The 25097-nt window shown below is 45.1% G+C and carries 25 protein-coding genes; 18 read left to right on the forward strand and 7 right to left on the reverse strand.

The genetic code is table 11. The annotated features are described in order from the left end of the window. Nucleotides 1–23 precede the first annotated feature (23 nt). Nucleotides 24–581 (forward strand): MerR family transcriptional regulator, encoded by a 558-nt coding sequence (locus MCG98_RS04710; RefSeq protein WP_240300657.1) that lies wholly within the window; start codon nt 24–26, stop codon nt 579–581. A gap of 51 nt (nt 582–632) precedes the next feature. Here MCG98_RS04710 and MCG98_RS04715 read toward each other — a convergent pair whose 3' ends face one another. Continuing rightward, a complete protein-coding gene (locus MCG98_RS04715; protein ID WP_240300658.1) occupies nt 633–803 on the reverse strand; it encodes a 4Fe-4S binding protein in 171 nt (56 codons plus the stop codon). 223 nt (nt 804–1026) lie between these two features. Here MCG98_RS04715 and MCG98_RS04720 point away from each other — a divergent pair, with 223 nt between their 5' ends. From MCG98_RS04720 to MCG98_RS04765, 10 genes are all read left to right on the forward strand, one after another. Beyond that, nucleotides 1027–1230, forward strand: a complete 204-nt coding sequence (locus MCG98_RS04720; RefSeq protein ID WP_240300659.1) for a DUF1858 domain-containing protein — start codon at nt 1027–1029, stop codon at nt 1228–1230. Nucleotides 1231–1525: 295 nt separating this feature from the next. Further along, nucleotides 1526–1960 (forward strand): hypothetical protein, encoded by a 435-nt coding sequence (locus tag MCG98_RS04725; protein WP_240300660.1) that lies wholly within the window; start codon nt 1526–1528, stop codon nt 1958–1960. Nucleotides 1961–2069: 109 nt separating this feature from the next. Further along, nucleotides 2070–2246: a hypothetical protein gene (locus MCG98_RS04730; protein WP_240300661.1), complete on the forward strand. Its 177-nt coding sequence runs from the start codon at nt 2070–2072 to the stop codon at nt 2244–2246. Nucleotides 2247–2329: 83 nt separating this feature from the next. Further along, on the forward strand, nt 2330–3367 hold the full coding sequence (locus MCG98_RS04735; protein ID WP_240300662.1) for a CpaF/VirB11 family protein: 1038 nt from the start codon (nt 2330–2332) through the stop codon (nt 3365–3367). 18 nt (nt 3368–3385) lie between these two features. Then, nucleotides 3386–4876, forward strand: a complete 1491-nt coding sequence (locus MCG98_RS04740; RefSeq protein WP_240300663.1) for a hypothetical protein — start codon at nt 3386–3388, stop codon at nt 4874–4876. 140 nt (nt 4877–5016) lie between these two features. Continuing rightward, complete coding sequence (locus MCG98_RS04745) at nt 5017–5169, forward strand: hypothetical protein (protein WP_240300664.1); 153 nt, start codon at nt 5017–5019, stop codon at nt 5167–5169. 2 nt (nt 5170–5171) lie between these two features. Next, nucleotides 5172–5666, forward strand: a complete 495-nt coding sequence (locus MCG98_RS04750; RefSeq protein WP_240300665.1) for a hypothetical protein — start codon at nt 5172–5174, stop codon at nt 5664–5666. Continuing rightward, nucleotides 5667–6014 (forward strand): hypothetical protein, encoded by a 348-nt coding sequence (locus MCG98_RS04755; protein ID WP_240300666.1) that lies wholly within the window; start codon nt 5667–5669, stop codon nt 6012–6014. Nucleotides 6015–6026: 12 nt separating this feature from the next. Further along, nucleotides 6027–6650, forward strand: coding sequence for a hypothetical protein (locus MCG98_RS04760; RefSeq protein WP_240300667.1), 624 nt, complete (start codon nt 6027–6029; stop codon nt 6648–6650). Nucleotides 6651–6680: 30 nt separating this feature from the next. Beyond that, a complete protein-coding gene (locus MCG98_RS04765) occupies nt 6681–10298 on the forward strand; it encodes a leucine-rich repeat protein (RefSeq protein ID WP_240300668.1) in 3618 nt (1205 codons plus the stop codon). 84 nt (nt 10299–10382) lie between these two features. On the opposite strand, the gene MCG98_RS04770 is transcribed toward MCG98_RS04765, so the two are convergent. The 5 genes from MCG98_RS04770 to MCG98_RS04790 all read right to left on the reverse strand — a co-directional run bounded on the left by MCG98_RS04770 (nt 10383) and on the right by MCG98_RS04790 (nt 16242). After that, a complete protein-coding gene (locus MCG98_RS04770) occupies nt 10383–12863 on the reverse strand; it encodes an ABC transporter permease (RefSeq protein WP_240300669.1) in 2481 nt (826 codons plus the stop codon). Then, the gene (locus tag MCG98_RS04775; protein ID WP_240300670.1) at nt 12860–13534 is read right to left on the reverse strand and encodes an ABC transporter ATP-binding protein; all 675 of its coding nucleotides are present in this window, start codon (nt 13532–13534) and stop codon (nt 12860–12862) included. Before MCG98_RS04775 ends, MCG98_RS04770 begins: the two co-directional genes overlap by 4 nt. A gap of 59 nt (nt 13535–13593) precedes the next feature. After that, on the reverse strand, nt 13594–14739 hold the full coding sequence (locus tag MCG98_RS04780; protein ID WP_240300671.1) for a HAMP domain-containing sensor histidine kinase: 1146 nt from the start codon (nt 14737–14739) through the stop codon (nt 13594–13596). Further along, nucleotides 14727–15401, reverse strand: coding sequence for a response regulator transcription factor (locus tag MCG98_RS04785; protein WP_240300672.1), 675 nt, complete (start codon nt 15399–15401; stop codon nt 14727–14729). The genes MCG98_RS04780 and MCG98_RS04785 overlap by 13 nt, the downstream gene beginning before the upstream one ends. Nucleotides 15402–15504: 103 nt before the next feature. Continuing rightward, nucleotides 15505–16242 carry an adaptor protein MecA gene (locus tag MCG98_RS04790; protein WP_240300673.1) on the reverse strand — a complete coding sequence of 246 codons (738 nt, stop codon included), beginning with the start codon at nt 16240–16242 and terminating at the stop codon, nt 15505–15507. A 678-nt stretch (nt 16243–16920) separates the two neighbouring features. Between MCG98_RS04790 and MCG98_RS04795 the strand changes: the two genes are divergently transcribed. The 3 genes from MCG98_RS04795 (at nt 16921) to MCG98_RS04805 (ending at nt 19892) form a co-directional block, all read left to right on the forward strand. After that, complete coding sequence (locus tag MCG98_RS04795; RefSeq protein ID WP_240300674.1) at nt 16921–17142, forward strand: hypothetical protein; 222 nt, start codon at nt 16921–16923, stop codon at nt 17140–17142. A 285-nt stretch (nt 17143–17427) separates the two neighbouring features. Continuing rightward, nucleotides 17428–19116, forward strand: coding sequence for a glycosyl hydrolase family 18 protein (locus MCG98_RS04800; RefSeq protein WP_240300675.1), 1689 nt, complete (start codon nt 17428–17430; stop codon nt 19114–19116). A gap of 17 nt (nt 19117–19133) precedes the next feature. After that, on the forward strand, nt 19134–19892 hold the full coding sequence (locus tag MCG98_RS04805) for a DivIVA domain-containing protein (protein ID WP_240300676.1): 759 nt from the start codon (nt 19134–19136) through the stop codon (nt 19890–19892). Between the two features lie 67 nt (nt 19893–19959). Here MCG98_RS04805 and MCG98_RS04810 read toward each other — a convergent pair whose 3' ends face one another. After that, the gene (locus tag MCG98_RS04810) at nt 19960–21957 is read right to left on the reverse strand and encodes a hypothetical protein (protein WP_240300677.1); all 1998 of its coding nucleotides are present in this window, start codon (nt 21955–21957) and stop codon (nt 19960–19962) included. A gap of 322 nt (nt 21958–22279) precedes the next feature. Here MCG98_RS04810 and MCG98_RS04815 point away from each other — a divergent pair, with 322 nt between their 5' ends. From MCG98_RS04815 to MCG98_RS04830, 4 genes are all read left to right on the forward strand, one after another. Continuing rightward, nucleotides 22280–22975: an N-acetylmuramoyl-L-alanine amidase gene (locus MCG98_RS04815; RefSeq protein ID WP_240286173.1), complete on the forward strand. Its 696-nt coding sequence runs from the start codon at nt 22280–22282 to the stop codon at nt 22973–22975. 86 nt (nt 22976–23061) lie between these two features. Continuing rightward, nucleotides 23062–24111 (forward strand): L-threonylcarbamoyladenylate synthase, encoded by a 1050-nt coding sequence (locus MCG98_RS04820; protein ID WP_240286175.1) that lies wholly within the window; start codon nt 23062–23064, stop codon nt 24109–24111. Between the two features lie 11 nt (nt 24112–24122). Then, nucleotides 24123–24587, forward strand: coding sequence for a phosphotyrosine protein phosphatase (locus MCG98_RS04825; protein WP_240286177.1), 465 nt, complete (start codon nt 24123–24125; stop codon nt 24585–24587). Nucleotides 24588–24600: 13 nt separating this feature from the next. Beyond that, on the forward strand, nt 24601–25086 hold the full coding sequence (locus MCG98_RS04830; RefSeq protein WP_240286179.1) for a dCMP deaminase family protein: 486 nt from the start codon (nt 24601–24603) through the stop codon (nt 25084–25086). The last annotated feature ends 11 nt before the right edge of the window (nt 25087–25097 follow it).

Raw genomic sequence — 25097 nt, forward strand, 5'->3', positions numbered from 1 at the left:
CTTAAGCATAAAGGGGTAAGTATATGAGTGAAACCAGATTTCTGATTTCTGAAGCGGCCAGGATGGTGGATGTGGAGACCCACGTACTGCGTTACTGGGAGGAAGAGCTTGCACTTCCGATCGCAAGGAATGAAATGGGACATCGTTACTACACCAGAGAAGATATTCAGATTTTTCTGAGTATTAAAGAACTTAAGAAAAAAGGGTTTCAGTTAAAGACGATTAAAGAACTGGTACCGGGACTTCGGCGCGAACTATATGCAAATACGTCCAGGAAGTCTGATGCAGATGCAGAAAAAGGGGTTATTGAAAAAAAATCGCAGAAAAAAGAACCGGCAGTTGAGAAGAAGAAAGTGATTTCTGAACGGAAAGAGGAAAAAACGCCTGATAAAAAGCAGGAGTTCTACCAGATTTTGGACCGCCTCCTGACGCAGATCAAGGATATGGATCATCAGGAAGATCGTTACAAGAGACTGGATGCGGCGATTCGCCATCATCAGTATTCAAGGCGAATGGTCGCTGCTACGAAAGAGCAGGGAAAAAAGCGAAAAAAGAAGTTTTTAAAACCAGGAAAAAGCTGACAAAATAAAAAACTGCCCAGACCGGAAGGCCGAGCAGTTTTTTATATGTGATTATTCGTTTGTGATAGCGTCTGTAGGACATGCGCCTACACATGTTCCGCAATCCACACATGTATTAGGATCGATTTCATACTGAGAATCGCCCTGCGCGATAGCGCCTACCGGACATTCACTTTCACATGATCCGCAGCTTACGCATGCATCAGTAATTACATATGCCATAACATTCATCCTCCTCTTATTTTACGATTCCCCATCTCTGGGTCTAAGCACATTTTAATATATCTTCTGAAAGAATACAAGTATTAATTTCGAAACAATTCTCGAAACAATTTACCAGCGTTTTTCTGAAGGTTTTGGTTGTTTTTCGGGTTAAAAGGTATTATAATGAGCTGTACAGACAGATGATAACCTATATGGTTGAATGATAAGGAGGAAATTTATCATGGCACAGATTAATAAAGATATGCTGATCGGCGAACTTCTTCAGATGAATCCGAATATTGCGGCAATTTTAATGAGAGCAGGTATGCATTGTGTTGGATGTCCGTCTGCACAGGGAGAAAGCCTGGCAGAGGCAGCTATGGTTCATGGCATGGATGCAGAAGTTCTGGAAAAACAGATCAATGATTTTCTTGCAAATGCATAAATCACAGCGGGTCGATTGATATCGGCCCGTTTTAATTTTTATGATGCCAAAGTCCCAACATCATTTTTATTAATTTAAATTTCCCATATAACAGAAGATTTTGTCTCTCCCTCGAGGCCATTGACAAACATGGGATATACACTTATAATTTTTAATACAAATCTCAAATCGGCTGTTCAGCCGGATATTTCCAATCGATAATGAAACAATTTAAAAAGGCAGGTGATGAATATGCTTGCGGGTATTTGTGCGCAAAAAAATGATAACGTGCTGAGACAGGAACGGAGTGTGCATTATGCAGGAGAGGACAATTACGGACATATTAAAAAATAAAAAGCAGATGATACAGAACATTGCCGAAAAGCGCCGTCATATTTACGAGGACCTTAAGTTTCTTGATGAGCAGCTTTCGTCAGCAAATGAAAAAGAGGAGAAGGAAACGTATGGTTATTTGATCGAACGGCAAATCAGCCGGATGCAGAATACCCTGAGGGGATTAAAACTTGAAGAGTGCCGGATCCTGCTCGTCTGGGAATCTTTTTATCAGCTGGATCATGCCATGTTCGAACTGATGAACCGGTTGTATGTAAAGAAAGAAACATGGTATACCGTGGAAAGTGAGCTTCATGTCAGCCACGAATATGTGAAGGCTAAAAGAAAGGAAGCGCTGGGAATTATCAGAGAAGCGATGGAACAGGGGGAAGACCAATATCATTCGGAACGACCCTGAGCTACCCTAAAAGACCTCAGTTAACCTCTGGCTGAATGTGCGCGAAACGGATATACTGAATCCAGAAGCCGGGAACAAGGCTTCAAAAAATACAAGGAGGACGATAAACATGAAAGATTTTTTAGGAGAATACGGTTTGATTATTGTAGCGGCTATCATCATACTGCTGTTTGCAACGGCAGCCACACCAGTGGGAGAATATATTCTCGGTGCGGTAAAAGCGACAATCGCTAACTTTATCGAGAAATCCGGAGTGACCGGTGTTACGGTTCCGCCTGGGTTCTGACCGGCAAAATGGATTTCAGAGCTGAAGTAAGCAAAGGGATGGTACAGGATGTCCTTTATAACCAACTGTGAAGGGGTTAAGAGATGGCAAGAATCAGTAACTGGCATTTGCCGGATGAGTCCTACGGAGTACTGCTGCCGTATATCCGGGATGATAATGTAACGGATATTAATTATAATGGTAAGGAGGTATGGGTAGATGATGTCACCAGGGGACGTTACCGGGCGGATATAGTGGTTGACAAGGACTTCGAGAAGCAATTTGTAATGAGGATAAAGAATGCTGTTTCAGCAAACTTTAATCCTCAGGATAACATTCTGGAGGCGGAGACTGAGGATCTTAGAGTCTCTGTTATCCATGAAAGTATTGCCCATACCGGAACTGCAATCTCTATCAGAAAGTCACCGCCGGTTCAGCGGCTGACGGATGAACGGATGGTAAAAGAAGGGTACTGTTCTGTGGATATTATGAACTTCTTAAAAAACTGCATTGCAGCACATTGCAACGTTGTTGTCTGCGGCCTGACAGGTTCGGGAAAAACGGAACTGCTCAAATGGCTTACACGTTCGATACCGGCACATGAACGGGTGATTACGATCGAAGATAATCTGGAAATACATTATCGTGCAATTAATCCCGGAAAAGACTGTGTAGAGCTCAAAGTACACGAGGAATTATTTTCATATACAAAAGCCATTAAGGCGTGTTTGAGGCAATTCCCACAGTGGATATTGTTATCGGAGGCACGTTCTGTGGAGGTGAAATATCTGCTCGAAGCCTTTTCCACAGGCCATTATGGGCTGACAACACTGCATACAGATGATGTCAGGCATATTCCCGACCGCATTGAGAATATGATGCAGGACGCTCTGGCTGCAGCGCGAATGGAAAATGATATCTATAACTTCATCAACGTAGGTGTTTTGATTAGCAAAAAGGCAAAAGAAGATGGAAAAATCCATCGTTACATTTCTCAAATCTGTTTATTCAACAGAGAGTCCCAAAACAATGAAATTCAGATGCTTGTAGATGACGGAATCATTCTGAAGCGTATGATTCCGAACAGTTTCTGCAGAAAATTTCTCCGTGCAAAGATTCAGGACCCATTTTCTGCGTTTTAGATGAGAGGAGGAAAGAGATTGAAAGAGAAGGAGCCGCACCGCACGGTGCGGCGGCCAAAAGAAATGGTTGCTGAAATCAACCGGTATGGATACAGGTTTTCGCTCGCCAGATTCTGGAGACTCATCCTGTTGGCATTTGCAGCTACGTGCGGGATCTGCTTATTGTTTGGACTTCACCCCGCATTGACAGCTGTGGTCCTGCTGAGTGTGCTGATGTGCATGCCGAAAGTGATACTTTCCGTATATCACAGTCTTTATGAACAGAAGAGGTTTGCTGATGCCAACAATTATCTGGAACAAATGATGTTTTCCTTTCAGAAAAGACCAAATATTCTGTTTTGCTTAAAAGAGACAGCGCTTGTCTTTCCGAAAGGAGATATGGGCGAACGGATACAGAGAGCTATCGCCTGCATTCACAAAGGAGAGTCGGCGAGGATGTATGAGGAGGCATTGGGAATCATTGAAGATGGATATGGGTGCGGCAGGGTGAATACGCTGCACAGGTTTCTGATGAAAGTAGAATTATACGGCGGAAATTATGAGATGACGCTTGATATTCTGCTTGAGGACAGAAGAATGTGGATAGAACGTATCTATGCATTGCAGCAGGATAAAAAACGTTTGAAAAATAAGATTTTCATATCTATTATTTTCGCGTCAGCCATATGTTCTCTGATTACCCTCATTGTACCCGAGAACTTTGACATTAAGGGGATGATGATCAGTCAGATCGTAACGTGTATTTTTCTGGTTTCGGGCATTCTGATCGGTGCATCGGCCCAGAGTGCACTTAGCGGAACATGGTTCACCGATATCAAAGAAAGCGATCCGGAGAAGGTCTGGGCTGATTATCAGGCGGCATTAAATCCGGATTTAAAGCTTCTGCAAAGCAGAGCGGTCCATAAGACTGTCTGTGTGCTGATTCTTGGCATAGTCGGGTGGCGCATTACAAAACAGGCTGTTGTGCCGGCTGCATTCTTTGGTACGGCAATCCTGCTGCTGACAAGTCCCGGGCGAATGACGACTGGTGCAAGGCGGCGTACAGTCCGGGAGATACAAAAGGTTTTTCCGGGATGGGTGATGGAACTGATCCTTTTACTGCAGACAAATAATGTATTTACGTCAATTGAAGCGACCAGAGGTAATGCGCCTGCTGTTTTACGGGATTCCATCCGGCAGCTGCTGTCAGACATGCAGGCTGAACCGGGTTCCGTTTATCCATATCTGCGCTTTCTGGATGATTTTGATCTGCCTGACGTAAAGACGGCGATGCGTATGCTCTATGCAATGGACGAGACCGGGACAGGAAATGCGGAAATCCAGATGAATGCACTGATCAAAAGGAATAATATGCTCCTGGACAAAGCGGAGAGGATTCAGAATGAGGACAGGCTTGCCGGGACGGAAATGCTTGTATATCTGCCCATGATAACAGGAACGGTGAAAATGATGGCGGATATGATTCTGCTGATTGTTGTCCTGACAGTGAAAGCCGGAACTTTGACATAACAGGGGAAAATGAAGGAGGAAAATTAATGAGAGAAATGCTGGAAGAGTATGGAAGCATGGCATCCGCGGCAATAATCGGCGTGGTGATCGTTAAGTTTTTTTATGGAGCCGTGCAGTGGTTCGCGTGAGGAGGAAGCAGGATGAAGGAGATACTAGGTGAATACGGCATGCTGCTCCTTACGGCAGCAGTAGCATTATGCGTGACGGTATTCGTGCTGAGGAACCTGCTCGGAGCAGAAGGGGTACTGAAAGAGTGGCTGGGTGCTTTTGCAGACGGGCTGCTTGGAGGCTGAGTATGAAAAGCATCATAAAAGAGTATGGCATGCTGACTGTTATGTTATTAATTGCAGGTTTAAGTTTCTTTGGCTTATATGCTGCCGTGCTCCCTCAGCTGAAGTCGGCAGCACCTCAAAAAGAGACCGCATCGAATATCAGCGGACCGATGTTTGAAGAACTGGCGTCTATGCAGCAGCCTGTGATAATAATACGGCCCATACATCTGAAACAGGGAGAAAGGAAAAAAGCATTTTCATTCCTGGACTCGCTGATAAATTCAGAAGGAAAAGCTGAAGATCTGGACTTTGAAGAATATCAGATGAGTCAGGGGCGGTGTGTATATCGAAAAGGAGAGAGCAGAATTGTCATAGAGTGTGAAAAGATGAGTACAGAAGGCATCCTGGAATCAGACAGAGAACAGACATACTCTGTCAGCATTGATTACAGGGACAGTTACTGCAGGAAAGCAAAAGAAAGAGCTACCGTACTGGTGACGGCACACGGAGCGGGGTGAATGATGCGGACAAGTGTTGAATTTTATATTATGACAGCATTGCTCTCGCTAATGGCGGTGATGGCTGCCGGTTACATAGGAAGCAATCTGTATATCACTGGTGCCAGAAATTTTCATGCTTCGTGTATCAGTGAAATTGAGGCATCAAATTACGCACCAAAAGTGATTCAGGCTTTGGAAGCGGATGCCAGGAAGAAATATGGCGGAGGTTTGAAGGACTGCCTTGATGTAAAGATATATGAAGTAAACGGAAATAACCGGATAGCCGAAGTGACCTTGTCATATACTTACTCAGTTCCGCTGCTTCAGCTGTCAAAGGATTATGAAATCACAGGGTATGCCAGATGAAAGGAGGATATATTGCGGACGGTAGTAATATCGGTGACGGCAGTTATACTGCTTCTGCTTACTGGAGTTGCAGTTCTCGGGATTGGCAGCCAGACAGTGAGGGCGAATGAACTGGAACGGAATACGGATACAGCGCTGGAGCAGACAATGTATAACCTGAAAGTGAACCAGACGTATGGTTATGGCAACGGGGAAGGGGCGCAGAGCTTGTCAGAGGAACTGTGTGCTGACTTTGTCCAGAATTTTCTGCTGATGACAGACAGTGATTCTGATGTTACGGTAAACATATTAAATGCGGATCCTGTGAGGGGACTGCTGGATGTAGAGACGAAAACAAAATATCGGAGTATTTCGGGCAACAGTAAAGAAATCAACTGCAGAAGGACGGTGTTGTTTGACGAATGGAAGAATATAAATAAGACTTATCATAAGGTGGATTTTGTGGTGGATGAAAAAGTGGTGAGGAGTGTAAATGTTCACAGCGGAGACTTGCTGGGAAGTGTATTGGCAGTGACAGCCATACCGGAAAAGGAGGGAATGATATTTGTACAGTGGAAACCGAATATCGAAATTGATGGTGAGCTGGAGGACTGTCCTGTAACACAGAATTTAACACTTACAGCGGTTTTCATCTGACAAAGTATAACGGGAATGAGGAGGACTGCTATGAAGAAGAAGATTTCTGCACTATTTCTGGCGGTTACGCTGACAATTCTGCCGCCTGTACCGTATGCAATCTGTGCGGATGCTGAGACAGATACCGGCACCGTGCACGGCGGGAGAGACCAGACGGTTGGGGAGACAGAAGACACGGCAGAAAATTCAGATGAGGGTAAAGGATCGGTGACAGAGTGGAGACTGTCAGACTCTGTAACAGCGTATTGTAAAGACGGTGTGCTGACATTGTCCGGGCATGGAGCTGCTGTTCCTGACGGAGAATGGAGTGGATGGGAGGGAGCTATCAGGGCTGTTGCTGTGGAAGAGGGTATTACAGAACTGGCATCTTACCTGTTTGCCGGTATGCCGGACCTGGAGGAAGTGACGCTGCCGGAAACACTGGAATCCATAGGCAGTTATGTGTTTGAGGGGTGCCAGAAGCTTCAGCGTGTGGAATTGCCGGAAGCCATTCATGAAATTCCGGAAGGGGCATTTCAGGAGTGTACATCACTTGAAACAATGGATTTGAGAGGCAATGTTGATTTCATCGGTTCCAGAGCCTTTTATGGATGCAAAACACTGAAAAATACGGTGGATTTCGAGAATGCCGTGGTTGTAGAAAAAAATATGGACTTTATACGGGTAAAAGATCGAGAGGCAGTCGTTGGCGACATTCCATTTAATCGTGTGACAATAGGAGACGGAGCCTTTTATGGATGCGAAAATCTGAAAGCCGTTCTGTTTACAGAAAACTCCGGACTCAATAAAAAGGCGTTTGACTTAAAAGCGTATGGGGAGAAAGGCTTGCTGACAGTATACTGTTATGATGAAAATAAAATGGCGGCAAATGAGATGTTTTCCGGAAAAGGCATTCAGATTGTAGTGATTCAAACTGATGTAAAAACAGAAAAATCAGAAGTTACAGAAAAGGCAATTTTCGATGAGGTGGCAGATCCGTATTTTGTTCTGACGGGATTGGCGGCCAGAGCCGCAGCAGACAACACGATCGCTTATCCGACAATGACGCCTGCCGCATATGCAAAGACAGACAGCCGCTTTACGGTTATCAGACCTGACAAGTTTACACTGAATGGGGAGTATGAATTTTGCGCGCGGGTCCTTTATTCTGGAAAAGCATATGAAAAACAGAATTATATTACAAAGGTCACTGCGTTCGGGCCCTGGGACAATAAGGAGATGGGAGACTGGGCGAAGAGAATTGCGGTTGGTGATTCACAGCTGCAAAATTCATATAAAAGCAGCGGAATACTCCATACGGCACGCATTACTGATGACAGCGGGAAAGGAAAATTTGGTGCTTGGTACCGGAATGTGGGCACCTATAAAGGGAAAATTATCGATGCAAAGGCTGTCATTTCAAATTATACCTTATATAAGGAGGGAGCCAGACAGGGGCTTGGAATACTGGGGCTGTCGGAAGACCGCATAGGAATTTTCGCGAAAAATATCAGTAATGTCACGCTGCGCATCGAATTTTATGAGCACGGCAGTTCGACAAAAAAGGTTAATGTGAAGGGATTTGCGCTTCTGGATGACGTCGATTATGGCCAGGGGGTTAAAGTAGAAAGTGCATACGATAATATTTATGTGTTGGATGAATCAACATTTGCGGTCTATAAGAATCATGTGATGACTTCGCCCGTTCTGATTGATAAAAGCGGTGCCAATAATACCGATTACTATCCGTTTGCACTGCAGGTGGAGTTTGATTCAAACGTATTTGAATACAAGTATCATAACGACCGTTATTTTTACAGAGATGGTCTTGCCAACGCTTATATTGATCCGGCTGCTTATACAAAAGCAGGATCCTGGAATGCTTACTGGAAAAGCAGAGAACCATATTTTGTTGATAATCTGAATCCCGGTTATCAGGGTTTTTCGGCCAGAAGAATGGCTAAAACGTCACTTCCAGTGCCAGCCATGACGGTTACAGATAAAGATGAGAAAGCTGTGCAGGAGAACACGCTGGACTCTCCGGGGGAAGAATATTTTTATACGATCTCACAAAATATTCCCAGAGAGGAGGCTGCTTATTATTACAGTGATTTCACGGTTAAGGACCTTCTGCCTAAATGCCTTGAATTTGTCAGCGCAAAAGTAGAGGATGATACTGGGAAAGATGTAACATTCCGTTTCCTGGTATCACATAACAATCAGAATGTGATTTTTCAGGTAAAAACACCTGACTCAGCAATATTTTATGGGGTGACCTATCATTTTAAGGTTCAGGTCCGTATCCGTCGGCCGCTGAATTATGCAGTGTGGCTGAACACTGAGACGGGTTACTATGAAGTTGAAAATCAGTCAGTTTCAACGTTGATCAGAGGAGGCGGTTCCTCATCAAAAAAAAGTAATACTGTGAAAACGAGGTTCAGAGAAGAGGTTTTGATCAATTACCACTCTAATTTTCGGAAAAAAGAGCAGGAGCAGTTTACGGAAAAGACTTATCGTAACTTCCCTTACATTGTAAGAAAAAATGATGAAAACATTCATTTTAAGGAAGGCGGGACAGCAGTATTTGCCGGTTGGGATCAAATACCGGAAGCATTTGCCGAGAACGTAAGATTCCCGAACACGAAGCTGCCAATGAAAGTGGAGGATGTAACGAAAGCTCTGGGACAGCCGGACTTATATGCCATTTGGGATTATGCGCCTGATATCCGCAGAGAAGAGGTGCCGGTATACTATGAAGGTGAACTTATCACAAAAGAAATGCTGATGAAAGAAGTGGTCGTCCAGGATCTGGAAGATAACCGACAGGGCATTGAACTTCCGCTGGACATCAGGAAAATCCGCAGTGATGATGAAACGTTAAGCAGGGAATATCCTGAAGGCATGCAGAGCGAAGACGATTTTCAGGTGTCGTTTGGGGAGTTGGGAAAGACAGAGGAAGACGGTGATCAGATATTGTGGGTGACGTATCATACGACAGACAGTGCAGGAAACGAAACCAATAAAGAACTTAAGATACAGATTCGATACAATCATCCTCCGGTAATTGAGGCCACAGACCGTACCTATCTTTTAGAGGAGGTTCGTGATGGAATGCTGACAGAGGAACTGGTTCTGAATTTTGCCTCTGCTACTGATGTGGAAGACGATGAGGCAAGGGATCTGGGACTGATGGCTGGCGGAAAACTGGTGGATATTAATGACAATCTCAGTATTGTTGGATTTGACAGTGAAGTTTTTAAAACACCGGGTGAAATACTAGTCACTTATCATGTTGCTGACAGGTTTGGAAAGGAGACATTTCACAGCATTATCATCTCAGTGATAGATGGTGGAATTGAATCACTGCCTGATACAGAAGGCGAAGTACGGTTTATCTCAGAAAAGTATTACAGAATGGGACAGGAGGAGGGGGGGCTTCATGAAGATTCCAGGTGGTATACACAGAGAGATTATGTCGACCAAATCACAGAAGTATTTTCCAATACGAAAAGTGATGAGGGTGAATGGAAGATATTGCAGGGGAAATGGTGTTTTTCAACTGGTGAAATTGCGAGGGCGAAACAGTATATAAGAAAAAAGGGAATAGGAAACAGCCAGACTGCTGATGGTTTAGAGGAATTCCTGAAAGAGTTTCCCCGGGAAGGTTAACGAAAGACTTTTTTCGTAAGACAGAAAGACCAATTTAGTACAGGACTGTATAAGTTGGTCTTTCGTTTTGCTGTTGCAAAGAGCTTATTCCGGTGCTTCAATAGAGTCTACGATGTCCATTTTCGAAATAAAGCGCAGAGGTATCAGAGTGGCAAGCAGACAGGAGAGTATGGAAATTGCAGATGCTGCCAAAATGGAAGGAAAAGGAATCGCGGAAAGGTGCAGGGAATCGGATGCGGCGGCCTCCACAAAAAGCGTGCAGATATAACCCAAAACCGCTCCGGCAAAAGAAGCGATGATCCCATAATAGGCGCCTTCCCATAAGAAAGTTTTGTATAGGCTGCCTGCACTCATGCCGATAGCTCTCTGTACGCCGATCTCTGCCACCCGGGTGTGAATATTAATGTAAACAGTATTAATAATATTTAAAATTCCTATGAGGCCGATGAAAAGAATTAACCCCCAGCAGAGAAAGTTGATCTGTTCAAAACTTTCTGCCATCTGAGCATCTGCCTGCCGATAAGATAGCCAGTGACTTCCTGGGTTCTCGCCGCACCAGTCATCCAGCCATGCTTCGAACACTTCGGCATCTGAATTATCGTGCAGGACGGGGTAAATTTCAGCGTAACTGTCCTGTCCTGTCAGTTCGTTGTACAGACTATCGCAGACAATGATCTGGACGCCGTTTGTAAAGCCTTCGTTATTGACAGTGACCGGATGCTCAACAACACTGATCACGCGAAGCTCTTTTCCGGCAACAGTTATCGTATCCCCTGTATGCAGCTCTGTGAGTTTTGCTTCCTGTCCCTCAAATGAAACAGGAATCGGATTTTTTATAAGGCAGGCGGTTCCGGCTAACAATTCAGAGACTTCCTGTTCTGTAAGATCGCCTGTGCTGTCTCCCAGACGGTCATCATCCAGTCCGGCAATCTGCAGCGTTTCACCGGGATTCAGGGAGAGGCTGGTTTCAATGGGGAGCCCGCCTGACTTGTCCTGGGTATAAAGTTTCAGCTTTGTCGTGGACAGACTTTTCACTAGTTCCTGGCTATGCATTTCTTCCACAGACGAGACGGAGATACCTGTCGTTTCATTCGTGACCGCATAATCACCGAGGTGAATTTCCTGTACTTTACGGCTCGTATCCAGCAGCCCCCGAAAGCTTTGGAGAGCTACGAAGACAGTAATGCTCATTATCAGCGAAAGGATGGTTATGCATGTGCGCCCCAGGCTTCGTCTGAGATTTATTCTGGCATGGTATGCCTCAAAATGTCGGATTTTTTTTACTTTTCGAACGTGCCTTCTGATTCTAACTGCCTGGCCTGCCATTGCTACAGTGGGCGATACACGGGAGGCGTATCTGGCGGCGGGGTATGCAGCGGCAGCGGTAAACAGGAGCGTAATCACTGCGCTTAAGACGAGAGGGAATATTTTCGCGAAACTGTTTGCGGCGATTACTGCATTGAGTTGCTGCGTGCTGTTTACCATGAACAGATCCGGATTCAGGATTCCTGTTGCGGCGACCAGGATGCCTTTTGCGGAGTAAAGTCCTGCGAGAAGACCGCAGGGTATACCGATCACACATAACAGAATGATTTCCAGAAATACCATAATATACAGCTGTCTGCGGTCACTGCCGATGGCGCGGAGCGTACCATATTCACGAATACGTTTGGCAACGGAAATTTTCATAATATTATAGATGACCAGACCGGCGGCCAGCAGAACAAGTATACCGACAAGAATACAGGACGCCGTCATAAAGGCAAAACCGGAGTCCGTATCGGAGCTTCCCGACTCTTCATAGGAGACACCCAGGGCGTCCAGCAGCACCCAGTTGTATTGAATGTTTTCTTTGGAAACATCGACCTCACCTGCGAGCTGATCGACAAGTGTCTGAAAATTATCGATGCTGCGGGTTTTGAAATCAGTTGAGTACAGATGATAACGTGCTGGCAGCAGAGACTGAGAAGTCCCTTTGCCTACGACTGCATTGACAATTCCGGTTGCGTATCCTGTATAGTTACTCTTGAGTATTCCAGACACAGTGAAGTCTGCGGAATATTCGTAGGGAGGCTTTGTATCTTTCATCAGAGAAATACTCAGATTGAGCGTGATGCGGTCTCCGACTGTGAGGTTCTCGTCTATATAAGGGAGTGCGTTTTCCGGAAGGGCGATCTCATACGCAGAAGTCGGGAGTCTCCCCTCACTTATATCACAGGTGGCAGAATATACGCTTGTAGCTCCGTCCAGGAATTCGCGCAAAAAGAGCGTAAGACCGCTGTTTTTCAGTCGGGTGTTTCCCGTATTGATGACACTGCCGACATCATAAATGCGGCTGTCATCAGATAATTTCAGCATCTGTTTTCTGGTCATCTGGTGAAAAGAAACATAACGGTCACCGTTCAGGGAGGAGGCCTGACTGATACGCATTGCCTGAAGAGTGCCGACAGACTGCCCCACGGCTGTTGTCATTGTGGTCGAGAGAATGACGGCAATTAAAATAAGGATGGAGGTAAGCTTTTGTGCCCTTAGTTCTTTAAGTGCAAATCCAAAGTATGATTTCATGAGGGCATCACCTCCGAAAGGATTCCGTCATTCATTGTGAACCTGCGGTCTGCCATGGCAGCGACACGTAAATCGTGAGTGATAATGACCAGCGTTTTGTTTAATGATTGCCGAAGCTTGCAGAGCATGTCCATTGCCTCCGCACCGCTGCTGCTGTCGAGGTTGCCGGTCGGTTCATCTGCAAAAATAATATCTGGCCGTGCGATCAGGGCGCGGGCGATCGCCACGCGCTGCTGCTGACCGCCGGAAAGTTCGTGAGGCAGATGAGAAAGCCGGTCTTGAATTCTCAGAAGTTCAGACAGCTGCTGCAGGTATGTTTCGTCCGGTTGCTTTTTATCGAGCAACAGAGGCATTATTATATTTTCACGAGCCGTCAATACCGGGAGCAGATTAAACTGCTGAAATATAAAGCCCATTTTTTGACGGCGAAATGCGGAAAGCTTTTTGTCGCTTCCCCGGTGAATATCCGTATTGTCGTAAAAAACACTTCCTGAGGTCGGGCGGTCCAGTCCGCTGATGATATGAAGCAAAGTACTTTTTCCGCTGCCGGATGGCCCCATTATAGAAATAAAGTCACCGGTGCTGACATTCATGTCTGCGTGGTCGAGTGCAGTCACACGGTTTTCGCCGCTGCCATAGATTTTAGTAATGTTTTGAACCTTGATATCCATAAAAAACTCTCCTTATTGTTTTGATAAGGAGAGTATACAGGAGCAATCTCAAGAAACTCTCAAACCTGTGTGATTTTAAATTTTGCAGTTACGAGAGCTCCGTGTGGTGTGTTTTCAATTGTTAAATTTCCGCCGTGTTTTTGGCATAACACACTGCAGATGTAAAGTCCCATTCCGAAGTGCTCCGGTCCGGTTCTTCCTTTTTGAAAGGGGCGAATACCACGTATCAGAATGTCATCCGGGAAACCGTCGCCGTCATCTAGCACCAAAAAAACCAGGTGTGTTTTACTGACAGAACAGGATATGCAGATTTTTGAGGAGGCAAAACGAACGGCATTTGCGGTAAGATTTTCTGCCGTCTGAAATAATATGGACTTGTCGAGACATATATGTCCGTTGTACGTGGTGCTTTTGAACTGTATCTTTATATTATCGTTGAACGCAAGGAGATTTACTGTCTGTTCAAGTTCAGAAGATAGAATAGACCAACTGAAAGTTTCCATATGGAGAGGCAGCTGTTCCAGCTGTGGGATATTGCCCATCACTTCTACATAGTGTGCGATCCGGTCGGTGTAATCTTCCATGCGTGCCAGAGTTTCCATAAGCTGATCTTTGGACAACCGGTCTTTCGGCACACATTGCCGGGCTATCTTTAATGAACCTTTTAATACTGTAACCGGGTTTCTCAGATCGTGCGAAAAAGCGGCATTCAGCCGTCTGCGCTCTTCATTTTGACGCCAGAGTTCCCGGGTGCTCAACAGAAGGGCCTGTCTCATAGACTCAAAAGCACGACAGAGCTGCCCAAGCTCATCGGGTGAGGAACCGTCAATGGTGAAATCCAGATCATTTGCCATGATCCGGTCTGCACTCTCTGTGAGAACCGCTATGGGTCCTTTCAGCTTCAGATGGTAGAATATTGAGGAGGTGAGAATCAGCGCAAGGATAAAAAATATAACAGGCAGAACTATCTGAAGGACTTCCAGCGCATTGGCAAACTGCAGGGCATATTCAGAAGGCTGGGGAAGCTCTGTCATTTTGGCAGGTGTTGTATGTGGATCGATCACAATGCCCTGAGGTGCGATGATGCCGCGGAGTCTTATACATCCCCAAAAGGTGAAGGCGGAGAGTGTGAAGGCAGCCAGAACGTTAATGAATGTTAAGGTAAATAATGATTTTCTGAGATTCATCTGTTTTAACCGATCCATTTATATCCAACCCCCCATACAGTTTCAATGTAGCTGTGAAAAGAAACGGAAGCAAATTTGGCCCGTATTTTCCGAATGTGTTCCATAATCGTATCACTGCTGCCATCCCCATCCAACCCCCAGATACGATCATAGATACGTTCACGGTCAAAAATCTGACCTGCATTCAGGGACAATAATTCTACAATCTCGAATTCCCTTTTCGATAATGAGACAGAAGTTCCGTTTATTGTAAGCTCCCGTTTCGTATAATCGATGGTCATATCACTAAAAAAACGGAGCGCAGAATGTTCTGGCTTTCTGCTTTCGCGCCGGAGATGTGCTGCAACTCTTGCACCTAATTCATCAATATCAAAAGGCTTAACGATATAATCGTCAGCGCCCGCCTGAAATCCTCTTATCTTGTCAGTCGTCTCAATGCGGGCAGTCAGAAACAGGATCGGACAGGAAACGTATGTGCGGAGGCGTTCGCAGACTGTAAGGCCATCCAGTTCGGGCATTGTGATGTCAAGAAGGATCAGATCGGGCTGACATGATACCTTCTGCAGAGCTTCCGCGCCGTTGTACGCCGTATAAACCTGATAAGATGACATCTCAAAATAACTTCTGAGCATATCGACAACACCTCTCTCATCGTCAACCAGTAAAAGTTTTTTACACAAAACATTCATCCCCTTTCTCTTAATTTCATTTTCTGATAAAAATCTCAAATATTTCTCAAGAAAAAAACGGCATAGCACATAGCTATACCGCTTTTTATCTCTTTTAAAGCTGAACCAGTTGTTGTAATGCTATATTTTTAATGATCGCTTCGCCGTGTTCCAGCAGATATGCCTCACCGGCTGCAGAAAATGCTTTCCCGATACCGTATTCTGAAAGCATGTTGCAGATCTTATTGAATTCCTCCGGTGTACGGTCTGACTGGTGAAGAACCAGCGCATATGTTTTCTGCTGCAGGTTCTTGTAAAGTGAATTCGTACCTTCAAAAAATCCGTTTAAGGCATGTGCTGCTTCAATTACATCGTCGAGTGACTGAAAACTGAACAGGCGAACCAGATTTACTGCAGGTTCGGAAGCGGGAGCTGTCTCTTCCTTTGTCTCTTTTTTTGCGGCTCGTCCTTTTAACTTCGCCTCACAAAGTTTTTGGAAAATGTCAATGATGTCATCAGCACCTGATACCTGAGGCGTCTCTGAAACATCCAGAGAAATCTCAGATGTTGGTGTGAATTTGGAAAAGCGTGTATCCAGCTCTTCGGGATCTTCGACTTTCGTTATAATCAGGACAATGCTGTCCGGAGTAACCGGAATTGCCTCAATCATAAGAGGAATATTATCTGCTTCAAATCCAAGCTCATTCTGAGCTTTCAGCATCATATCTCGAAATAGATTCTTGGCTTTATCGGTACCGTAAGCCAATTCACTAAGTTTAATTTCACGGTTGGCTAAATCATCACTGGTAAGCGTACAACGTATCTGGTTGTCGTTGATCTTTTCAATCTTCATACTATCACATCCTATCCATTCATGATGAATCCTATATCAAGGAAGGAAAACCCTGCATTGATATATTCTGCTCCTACTATATTATATACCACCCTATTAGAATATGTAAAGTGCTTAAGAAAACTTTCAGATTCTACATTAAAATTTATATAATACCAAATCAGGCAGAGAATACCTTATAAGGAAACCGATGGTTGTACAAAAACATGAAAGGAAAATGGCAGTTACGAGTTTATATTATTCAATATACTCGTTATTTATGACTAAAAATATCTATTTGTAAATAATTTATACAAATTTAAGTAGATGTCTGGTCAGAAAGGATATTGAAACGACAAAAAACAGCATGCCGTGTCGTTACCTGTCGATTCTGTAAAAAATATTTCTTGCAATGTCCCCCGTTTTTAGTATAATGATAATTAAGAAAAGATGACATTACATCCCAATCTAAACAAACTCATATTTTATATCAATTAATTTCAAAGGCGTGTCGCCGTATTACCCAAATATACTATAACTTTATGAACATAAAAACCCCGTCAGCAGGCACCGTTATTTTTTTGATGTCATCTTTTCCAGAACCAGGGATTGGTTTGCAGATTAGCAGGAAAGGAGACGTGGCCGGCTTCAAATTAAAATAATATATCACGAAAAGAAGGAAGCGCCATACCATGGAAAATGGGAAAAAAAAAGAAAAAGAAAGATGAAACCCTGCTTAATGAGCTGAAAGCATATCAGGCCCAGGGAGTTTTGCTGATGCTGAACGGAAGACCCAGTACGCCAAAGGCAATTATGAAGGCGCACTGCATCGCTGAAGATGGGGCGTATATGCGCGATTATGTACAGAACGAAGAAGGGAGAGTGGAAACCTTACAATTTGACTTGATTATAAAGAAGTAAGATGCTGCACCCGAAGTAAAGTGATGAGTCCCCTCTCTGCACAGCTGCCGCTTCGGGTGCAATACTTATGAAATTAATCTTAAAATGTCGAAATAGGTAATGACGAACAAAAGATATATTGCTATAATATAAGTTATCGAAAGAGCGAAGCTCTTGAGATCTTTCACGAAGGAACAGGGTTCCTGAGGTGAAAGGGGAGAGCAGGAAAGGGAAGCCGAACGCAGAGAGGCCTCATCAGAACCTGCACGAGGGGACAAAAAATAAAACATCAGGAGGTATGACAGGATGAAAAAAAAGGCAGCTCCGATACTGGTTGTCATTCTGTTGATAATTTTGGTAGCGGCGGCCGGTGTGTTGTCATTTGTCATCAAGAGGTTTACACCGAGCAATGAGAAGATGGACGGCAGTCAATACTTTGGACTGGAACAGGATACAGACGTGGCACTTGTGGTAAACGGGGAAGTGCTGGAAGATGTAGGGAAATTTATTGACGGAAATATCTATATACAGGATGCTGTGGTGAGCCAGTATATAAACCAGAGGTTTTACTGGGATGCAAATAACAAGGTCATGCTTTATACGCTTCCGGAAGAAGTTATCACGCTGACACCGGACAGTACTGAATATCTGGTTGGCGGGGAAACACTGAGGGAAGATGTTCCAATGATCAGGTCGGAGGGTGACGTTTTTTATGTATCCCTTGAATTTTTGAAAAAGTACAGTGATATGTCCTGCCAAGAATATAAGGAGCCAGCACGGGTCGTGATCAGCACAGAAGCTGGGACAGTGCAGATGGTTGATGCGTCTGCTGATTATGAAATACGGCAGAAGGGTGGCATAAAAAGTCCAATATTGACAGAAGGGAAGAAAGGGGATGCCCTGTATTTCCTTGAGGCGATGGAGAACTGGACGAAAGTGTCTACCGGCGATGGATATACCGGCTATATTCGCAATGAGGATATTTCCGGAGTGAGGGAAGTTGAGTCTGCGGTGGAAACTCATGGACTGGAATATACAAATATCCGGAAAGATTACAAAATTAATCTGACATGGCACATGATGATGAACCGGGAAGGCAATCAAGAGCTTACCTCTAAGATCGAAGGATGTACCGGCCTTAATACAATTTCACCGACGTGGTATACTTTTGCGGATGATAAAGGAAAACTGCAGTCTCTGGCGAGTCCGGCATATGTGAAACAGGCACATGAGGCTGGAATTGAGGTCTGGGGACTGATCGAAAACATTAATACTGAAGTCAGTACGCTCGACCTGCTCTCTGTCACGGAAAACAGGACTAAAATCATACAGCAGCTGATGAAATCTGCAAAATGGACAGGAATGGACGGCATCAACGTAGATTTTGAAAACATAACGGAAGACTGCGCACCGCACTATGTACAGTTTATCAGAGAGCTTTCTGTTGCGTGCCGAAAAGCACAGCTTGTACTGTCTGTGGACAACCCTGTTCCGCAGCCATATAATGAATTTTATAACCGGAAAGAACAGGGGATCATGGCGGATTACGTGATTATAATGGGTTACGATGAACATTATTCCGGTTCGGAAGAAGCGGGATCTGTTGCTTCCCTGCCTTTTGTGAAAGACGGAATTGAACAGACATTGAAAGAAGTACCGAAAGAAAAGGTGATCAATGCGATACCATTTTACACCAGACTGTGGACCCAGCCATATGGATCCAGCAATATTACCAGCGAGGCGATGGGAATGGATACGGCTGCAGCTTATGTGAGTGAACACCAGATGGAAACATACTGGGACGGAGAGGCCGGACAGAATGTGGCTGAACTCCAGGGAGATGATGCGTTGTATCAAATCTGGCTGGAAGACGACCAGTCAATTGAAGAGAAAATGAAATTGATTCAGTCATATGACCTGGCAGGAGTGGCATCCTGGCAGCTCGGATACCAGAACAACAGTGTGTGGGCCGTGATCGGCAAATACCTGCAGTAGACAGAAAGGGGAAACACATGAGTGAGAATGAATTGTTTAAGACAACATTAATGGGGGGATATGACAAGGATGATGTGATGGAACAGATGAGGAAAATGAAAGAAACCCACACAGGAGAAATTACCCGTCTTGCCAAGGAGATTCAGAAGAAAAACAGCAGGATTGAGGAGCTGACAGAACGTCTGGTTGCCAAAGAAGAACAGAAAGAACAGCTGGAACGCAATATAAAAAATAAATATCAAAAGTATATCGATCATTATGAAAGTATATCGAGGCTGGTACTGGAATCACAGATCCGGGCCGAGAACATTATCAAGGATGCACAGAAGAAGGCCGATGATATTGTGCGTCAGGCTGAGAAGGAAGCGCAGAAGCGCATCGACACGGTACAGTCAGAAGTAGACAGGAGACTCACAGACGGGCAGCGTAAATACATAGCTGTACAGGAAGAGATGAATGCGATTGTTGAATTGATCAACCAGGCACAGCAGCGGTTTATGGCCTCTTATAAAGAGGTTCACAGTATTATCAGTACAATGCCTGAATCGCTCAGGAATTTTGATGAGGACATTACGAATGACTTTGATGCCGATATCAGTGAACAGGATCCGGAGCTGGAGGCGGCAGGCAAATCCATGCGTGAGATTGAGCGTAAGATCAGAAAAGATCTTGATCTCGAGGATAGTCTGGATGATGCAGACGACCTGACAGAAGAAGATCTTGAAAAATTTCTTTATAAACATGGGATTATCCGTAAGGATAAAGACGATGAATAAAAAGCAGGTCATTGTCCATACCCTTAACGTTAAGTTGAGGGAAGGACGATGACCTGCTTTTGGCATTTCAGCCCGTGGATGCTCCTCTTGCAACAAAGTACCGGAAGGTTGAACCGCCGAAATTATATTCTTTTTCCAGTATGAAATGATCATGAAACCAGGAGGCGGCTCCGGGAGCAAAGGACTCCATTTTTTCGATGGTGGCCTGTCCGGTAAAGACCTGTGTGACCTTCTTATCCTGAATATCCTGTATTACGTAATCTGCAACCTGAGGACGCACCGATAAGTCGGTAAAATCCAGAGTAAAGCAGTTCGTTGACCAGCCGAGCAGGCTGTATATCTCCGAGACGGAGACGCCGAATCCGTAGGTGTGAGGGGGAATCTCAGCGGCAATTGTATCGGCAAATCCCTGGAATTCTGTCATATCATGATAGTTCTTCCTGATATCACTGTTGTAAGCGTATTGTATCATTGTACCAAGCGTCAGCATCAGCAGGACGGACAGGGATAAAGCACAGAAACTGATTTTCCCAAGCTGTGCAAAAGAGTTCTTCATAAGCCTTCTGAGAGAAAAAACCTGCAGCTGTGGCAGTGTGTGGTCAGCCAGCATACACAGACAAAGTACGGCCTGAATATGACAGATATCCAGATTGTGATAGGCAGGTCTGTTCATAAAATATGTAATCTGTCCAAGTGAGATTACGGACAGAAAAAAGCTGAATACCGGGAGCACCGGAATAGAAGAAGGGGCACAGATCTGAAAGCATCTCATGGAAGAAATGCCCCAGGCAGCTGCAATAAAAAAGAGCAGCAGGACGCCCATGTAAGCAGCAGGATACAGGGGAAGATCCAGGTGTAGAAGATCCGTCATATAGGATGATGACATCAGCGGAAATAAAAATTCCCGAAGTGAATTTGCCGGAGAATGCTGCAGGATATTATACAGGTTTACGAGACCATAAGCTCCGAGGAATACACCCCCGACTGCTGCACAGTGAAACACCGCAGTCTTTATGAGCGACAACGTACTCTGCGTTTTCAATACAAAATATCGGAGTATCCAAAGACCTGCCCACGCAACGGCACAGATCATACCGCTTTCTGTGTTCCAGACGACCCCCGCCAGGCATAACACATACCCCAGAACACAGGTCGGTCGGTTCAGCCTGTTCATACGCAGGCAGAAAGCGCCAAACAACAGCAGGACAGCCGGAAACAGGATACGGTGCGGCCACACCTGCCAGTAATATCCACCTCTCATAGATAAGATGGGGAGAGTCATTGCGATACATCCTAAAATACGGATGACGGTGTTTTCGACCATCAGGTGCAGCGTTAAAAATGAACACAGAAAACATAACCCTCCTATCAATGCTGTGATCAGCATGAAATCCAGGAAGTTTCCGCCCAGAATCTTCAGTGGAATTTTATAAAAAAGAGCGTAATGACCGTAAATGCTGGTCGTGGACTCTGTGTATGCACTTCCGTGAAATACATTGTAGACAGAATTGAAATATGCATGGCCGTGGGCGGTATCGGCGGCCTGACTTCGTCCGAAGATATTTGGCGTGTAGAAGGTATAGGTCATCAGCATGGTCAGCCCGCTGTAAAATAAAACCATAATCCAGGTTCTGACAGGTACATCCTGGAAATGCCATACGCTGAAAAACACGAGACATGCGATCAGGGCCAGGACAATGACAAGCAGCAGCGGCAGATTATGCCAGATGTATTTGTATGACACCCCTCCGGTGAGGTTTCCCTCCATTAAAAAAGAAACGGTTAAAAAGAGCAGTGTTCCAATTGAAAACAGTGTGAAACATAGAAAGCGCACTGCACGGTGCTGTAAAAAGCTGCATGCCCGAAAGCAGAATATGCGGTAAAAAAGCAGGAACGAAAGACAAAATAAAATGACGGTTCCCGCAAAGACAATTAAATTGATGTTGCCTGCGGATGAGATAAAAGCTGAAAGTGCCGGTATCTTCAGACAGGCGGTAAAAAACACGGCTGCGGTCAGTGCGGCCAGAATACCGGAAAATAAGCTGTTCTCCTCTGAGTGGTTCATGGCAGATCCCCCCTTTATGGTAATAAATATTAATCCGTAACTGTTCAGGACGGCACATCTTCCTGACCGAAAAAGCCGGTCAAGAAGCATCAAATGTTCATCCGATGTGGAAATTGGTGTAGAAAGCGACTTACAAGCAAAGCTTGACGCAGCTTTCTGCACCAATTTCCCCGCCGTCCTGAACTGTTACGTTAATTCTATCATCTGCAGAAAGAATGCTTTTGTCAAGTTATTTTTGGCATTTGGGAAACTTTAAGCTCAGGTAGAATGATTGGAAGTGGATGAGTCATATATTAAGAGGAAGATATGATGGCAGGTGTCTATGGATCGAAAAAAATGGAAACCCGTTGTAGACATTATGTTGGGATGTCTGCTGCTGGTGGGCGTGTACTATTTATCGCGGGAAGGAGCGCGTCTGGTCACGCAGGAACTGCAGGGCCGTCAGACTGTAGTGATCGATGCCGGTCACGGCGGTGATGATCCGGGAAAAGTGGGGATCAATAACGAACTGGAAAAGGATCTGAATCTGGAAATTGCCAAAAAAGTAGAGAAACTGCTTCAGGAGTCGGGATACCAGGTGATTATGACTCGCACGAAGGATGAGATGCTCTGCGGCAGGGGAAGCCAGAATAAAAAGGCGGAGGATCTAAAGAAACGGTGTCAGATCATCAACGAAAGTTCCGCAGACTGTGCAGTCAGTATTCATCAGAACAGCTATTCTGATGAAGCCGTGAAGGGTGCTCAGGTTTTCTATTTTGAACATTCCGAGGACGGAAAACAGCTGGCGTCCATGCTCCAGAATGCACTTGTGGATGGACTCGACCCTCAAAACCACAGAAAAGAGAAGGGGAACATCACATACTACCTGCTGAAGAAGACAGAGGTTCCAATCGTGATCGTTGAATGTGGATTTCTGAGCAATTCAGAGGAGGCTGGAAAGTTAAAGACAGAAGCATATCAGGATAAGGTTGCGGCCGCAGTAACCGCAGGTGTCAGGGAATATCTGGGGGATTCCTGAGTTTTCCCAAAAAGAGAGTTCCATTTTACAAAATTCAATGCTATAATAAAATGGATTGTGTAAAGATTTATTACAAGAGGATGACTATGGAAACGAAAATTGTAAAGGTGGACCGGAAACATCCACAGGAGGACATCATGAGGGAGGCCGGACAGATTTTAAAGGACGGCGGCCTGGTGGCGTTTCCGACGGAGACCGTGTACGGTCTGGGAGGCAATGCACTTGACGTGAACGCATCTCATAAGATCTATGCGGCCAAGGGACGACCGTCGGATAACCCGCTGATCATTCATATAGCGAACCTGGAAGACATGGACGCGTTAGTGACTGAGATACCGCCTGCGGCAAAACACCTTGCGGGCACATACTGGCCCGGTCCCCTGACTATGATATTTCCCAAGAGCGAATGTGTGCCGTATGAGACGACAGGAGGACTTGAGAGTGTTGCAGTCAGAATGCCCAGTCACAGTATTGCACAGATTCTGATCAGGGAGGCTGGCGGATACGTGGCTGCACCAAGCGCTAACACATCCGGGAGGCCCAGCCCCACGCTGGCGGAGCACGTGATCGAAGATTTGAATGGGAAGATTGATATGATCATTGACGGGGGTAGTGTAGGAATCGGGCTGGAGTCCACGATTGTGGATTTTACAGAGGATATACCCACGATACTGCGGCCGGGTTATATCAATGAAGATATGCTTCGGGAGATTCTGGGGGAAGTCAGGATGGATCAGGGACTGATCGCGGAAGATATGGATATTCACCCAAAGGCTCCCGGTATGAAATACAGACATTATGCGCCGAAGGGATCGCTTGTGATCGTAGAAGGCAGGCAGGAAAATGTGACGGCTGCAATCCAGAAAATGGCGGATGAAAAAATCGGCCAGGGATACTGTGTTGGCATCATCGGTACGGATGAGACGGTTGACGCCTATAAATCAGGAGTTGTCAAGAGCATCGGGGCACGCGAAGATGAAGCCGGGATCGCGCGGCATCTTTACCGGGTGCTGCGGGAATTTGATGACAGCGAAGTTGCATATATTTATTCGGAGTCTTTCCACACTCCTAAAATGGGACAGGCTATCATGAACCGTCTGCTGAAGGCGGCAGGACACCAGATTATAGAGGTTTGAGGAGCACCACAGTGAAGTATTATAACAAACTGATCTTCGTAGATGAAGATGATAACAGCAGAGCACCGATGGCAAAGATCATTATGAAAAGCAAATTCCTTCTCGGACCGCTGGATATTGAATCCAGAGGTCTCGTTGTGCTGTTTCCGGAACCGATGAATCAGAAGGCGGAGGCGGTGCTGATCAGCAACGGCTACAGTGTGACGACCCATGAGGCCAGACAGCTGCAGCAGGAAGATCTGGGGGAAGATGTTCTGGTACTTACGATGGAGGATGCACAGAAGGAAAAAATCTGGGAAAACTATGAGCATGCACATCACGTTTATACGCTGACTGAATATATCAGCCTGCGGGGTGAACTCCCTCCTCTTTACGGGGAACCGTTAAAGGAATACGGAAAATGTTATGAGACGCTGGAAGCTCTGATCGGAGGCATCGTAATCCGCCTTAACGAAGAGGAACAGCAGGAGCAATAGGAGAGGAAACATAATGGGGACAAAAAGAGAAGACTATATAACCTGGGATGAATATTTTATGGGTGTTGCAATCTTATCCGGAATGAGGTCAAAAGATCCCAACACACAGGTTGGAGCCTGTATCGTAAGCGCAGATAATAAAATCCTGTCGATGGGATATAACGGTTTTCCCACCGGATGTTCGGACGATGAATTTCCGTGGACAAGGGAGGGAGCACCGCTTGATAACAAATATTTTTATAGCACGCACAGCGAGCTGAATGCGATTCTGAATTATCGCGGCGGCAGTCTGGAGGGGTCAAAGCTTTACGTCTCACTGTTTCCGTGCAACGAGTGTGCGAAGGCTATCATTCAGGCAGGTATCAAGACGATTATCTATGACTGTGATAAATATTCGGGTTCAGATTCCGTTGTTGCTTCCAAGAGAATGCTGGACGCTGCGGGGGTGCGTTATTATCAATACAACAGGACAAACCGGGAAATCACATTCCGTGTTTAAAATATATTCAG

The sequence above is a fragment of the Ruminococcus sp. OA3 genome (assembly GCF_022440845.1).
Taxonomy (GTDB): Bacteria; Bacillota; Clostridia; order Lachnospirales; family Lachnospiraceae; genus Ruminococcus_G.

What these genes read in the sequence shown, in the direction of transcription:
- MCG98_RS04830 (WP_240286179.1), top strand. Translation starts at nt 24,601, where the DNA reads ATGGGGACAAAAAGAGAAGACTATATAACCTGGGATGAATATTTTATG.
- MCG98_RS04755 (WP_240300666.1), top strand. Translation starts at nt 5,667, where the DNA reads ATGATGCGGACAAGTGTTGAATTTTATATTATGACAGCATTGCTCTCG.
- MCG98_RS04820 (WP_240286175.1), top strand. Translation starts at nt 23,062, where the DNA reads ATGGAAACGAAAATTGTAAAGGTGGACCGGAAACATCCACAGGAGGAC.
- MCG98_RS04750 (WP_240300665.1), top strand. Translation starts at nt 5,172, where the DNA reads ATGAAAAGCATCATAAAAGAGTATGGCATGCTGACTGTTATGTTATTA.
- MCG98_RS04805 (WP_240300676.1), top strand. Translation starts at nt 19,134, where the DNA reads ATGAGTGAGAATGAATTGTTTAAGACAACATTAATGGGGGGATATGAC.
- MCG98_RS04810 (WP_240300677.1), bottom strand. Translation starts at nt 21,957, where the DNA reads ATGAACCACTCAGAGGAGAACAGCTTATTTTCCGGTATTCTGGCCGCA.
- MCG98_RS04735 (WP_240300662.1), top strand. Translation starts at nt 2,330, where the DNA reads ATGGCAAGAATCAGTAACTGGCATTTGCCGGATGAGTCCTACGGAGTA.
- MCG98_RS04800 (WP_240300675.1), top strand. Translation starts at nt 17,428, where the DNA reads ATGAAAAAAAAGGCAGCTCCGATACTGGTTGTCATTCTGTTGATAATT.
- MCG98_RS04780 (WP_240300671.1), bottom strand. Translation starts at nt 14,739, where the DNA reads ATGGATCGGTTAAAACAGATGAATCTCAGAAAATCATTATTTACCTTA.
- MCG98_RS04790 (WP_240300673.1), bottom strand. Translation starts at nt 16,242, where the DNA reads ATGAAGATTGAAAAGATCAACGACAACCAGATACGTTGTACGCTTACC.
- MCG98_RS04725 (WP_240300660.1), top strand. Translation starts at nt 1,526, where the DNA reads ATGCAGGAGAGGACAATTACGGACATATTAAAAAATAAAAAGCAGATG.
- MCG98_RS04770 (WP_240300669.1), bottom strand. Translation starts at nt 12,863, where the DNA reads ATGAAATCATACTTTGGATTTGCACTTAAAGAACTAAGGGCACAAAAG.
- MCG98_RS04745 (WP_240300664.1), top strand. Translation starts at nt 5,017, where the DNA reads ATGAAGGAGATACTAGGTGAATACGGCATGCTGCTCCTTACGGCAGCA.
- MCG98_RS04775 (WP_240300670.1), bottom strand. Translation starts at nt 13,534, where the DNA reads ATGGATATCAAGGTTCAAAACATTACTAAAATCTATGGCAGCGGCGAA.
- MCG98_RS04765 (WP_240300668.1), top strand. Translation starts at nt 6,681, where the DNA reads ATGAAGAAGAAGATTTCTGCACTATTTCTGGCGGTTACGCTGACAATT.
- MCG98_RS04730 (WP_240300661.1), top strand. Translation starts at nt 2,070, where the DNA reads ATGAAAGATTTTTTAGGAGAATACGGTTTGATTATTGTAGCGGCTATC.
- MCG98_RS04720 (WP_240300659.1), top strand. Translation starts at nt 1,027, where the DNA reads ATGGCACAGATTAATAAAGATATGCTGATCGGCGAACTTCTTCAGATG.
- MCG98_RS04795 (WP_240300674.1), top strand. Translation starts at nt 16,921, where the DNA reads ATGGGAAAAAAAAAGAAAAAGAAAGATGAAACCCTGCTTAATGAGCTG.
- MCG98_RS04815 (WP_240286173.1), top strand. Translation starts at nt 22,280, where the DNA reads ATGGATCGAAAAAAATGGAAACCCGTTGTAGACATTATGTTGGGATGT.
- MCG98_RS04715 (WP_240300658.1), bottom strand. Translation starts at nt 803, where the DNA reads ATGGCATATGTAATTACTGATGCATGCGTAAGCTGCGGATCATGTGAA.
- MCG98_RS04710 (WP_240300657.1), top strand. Translation starts at nt 24, where the DNA reads ATGAGTGAAACCAGATTTCTGATTTCTGAAGCGGCCAGGATGGTGGAT.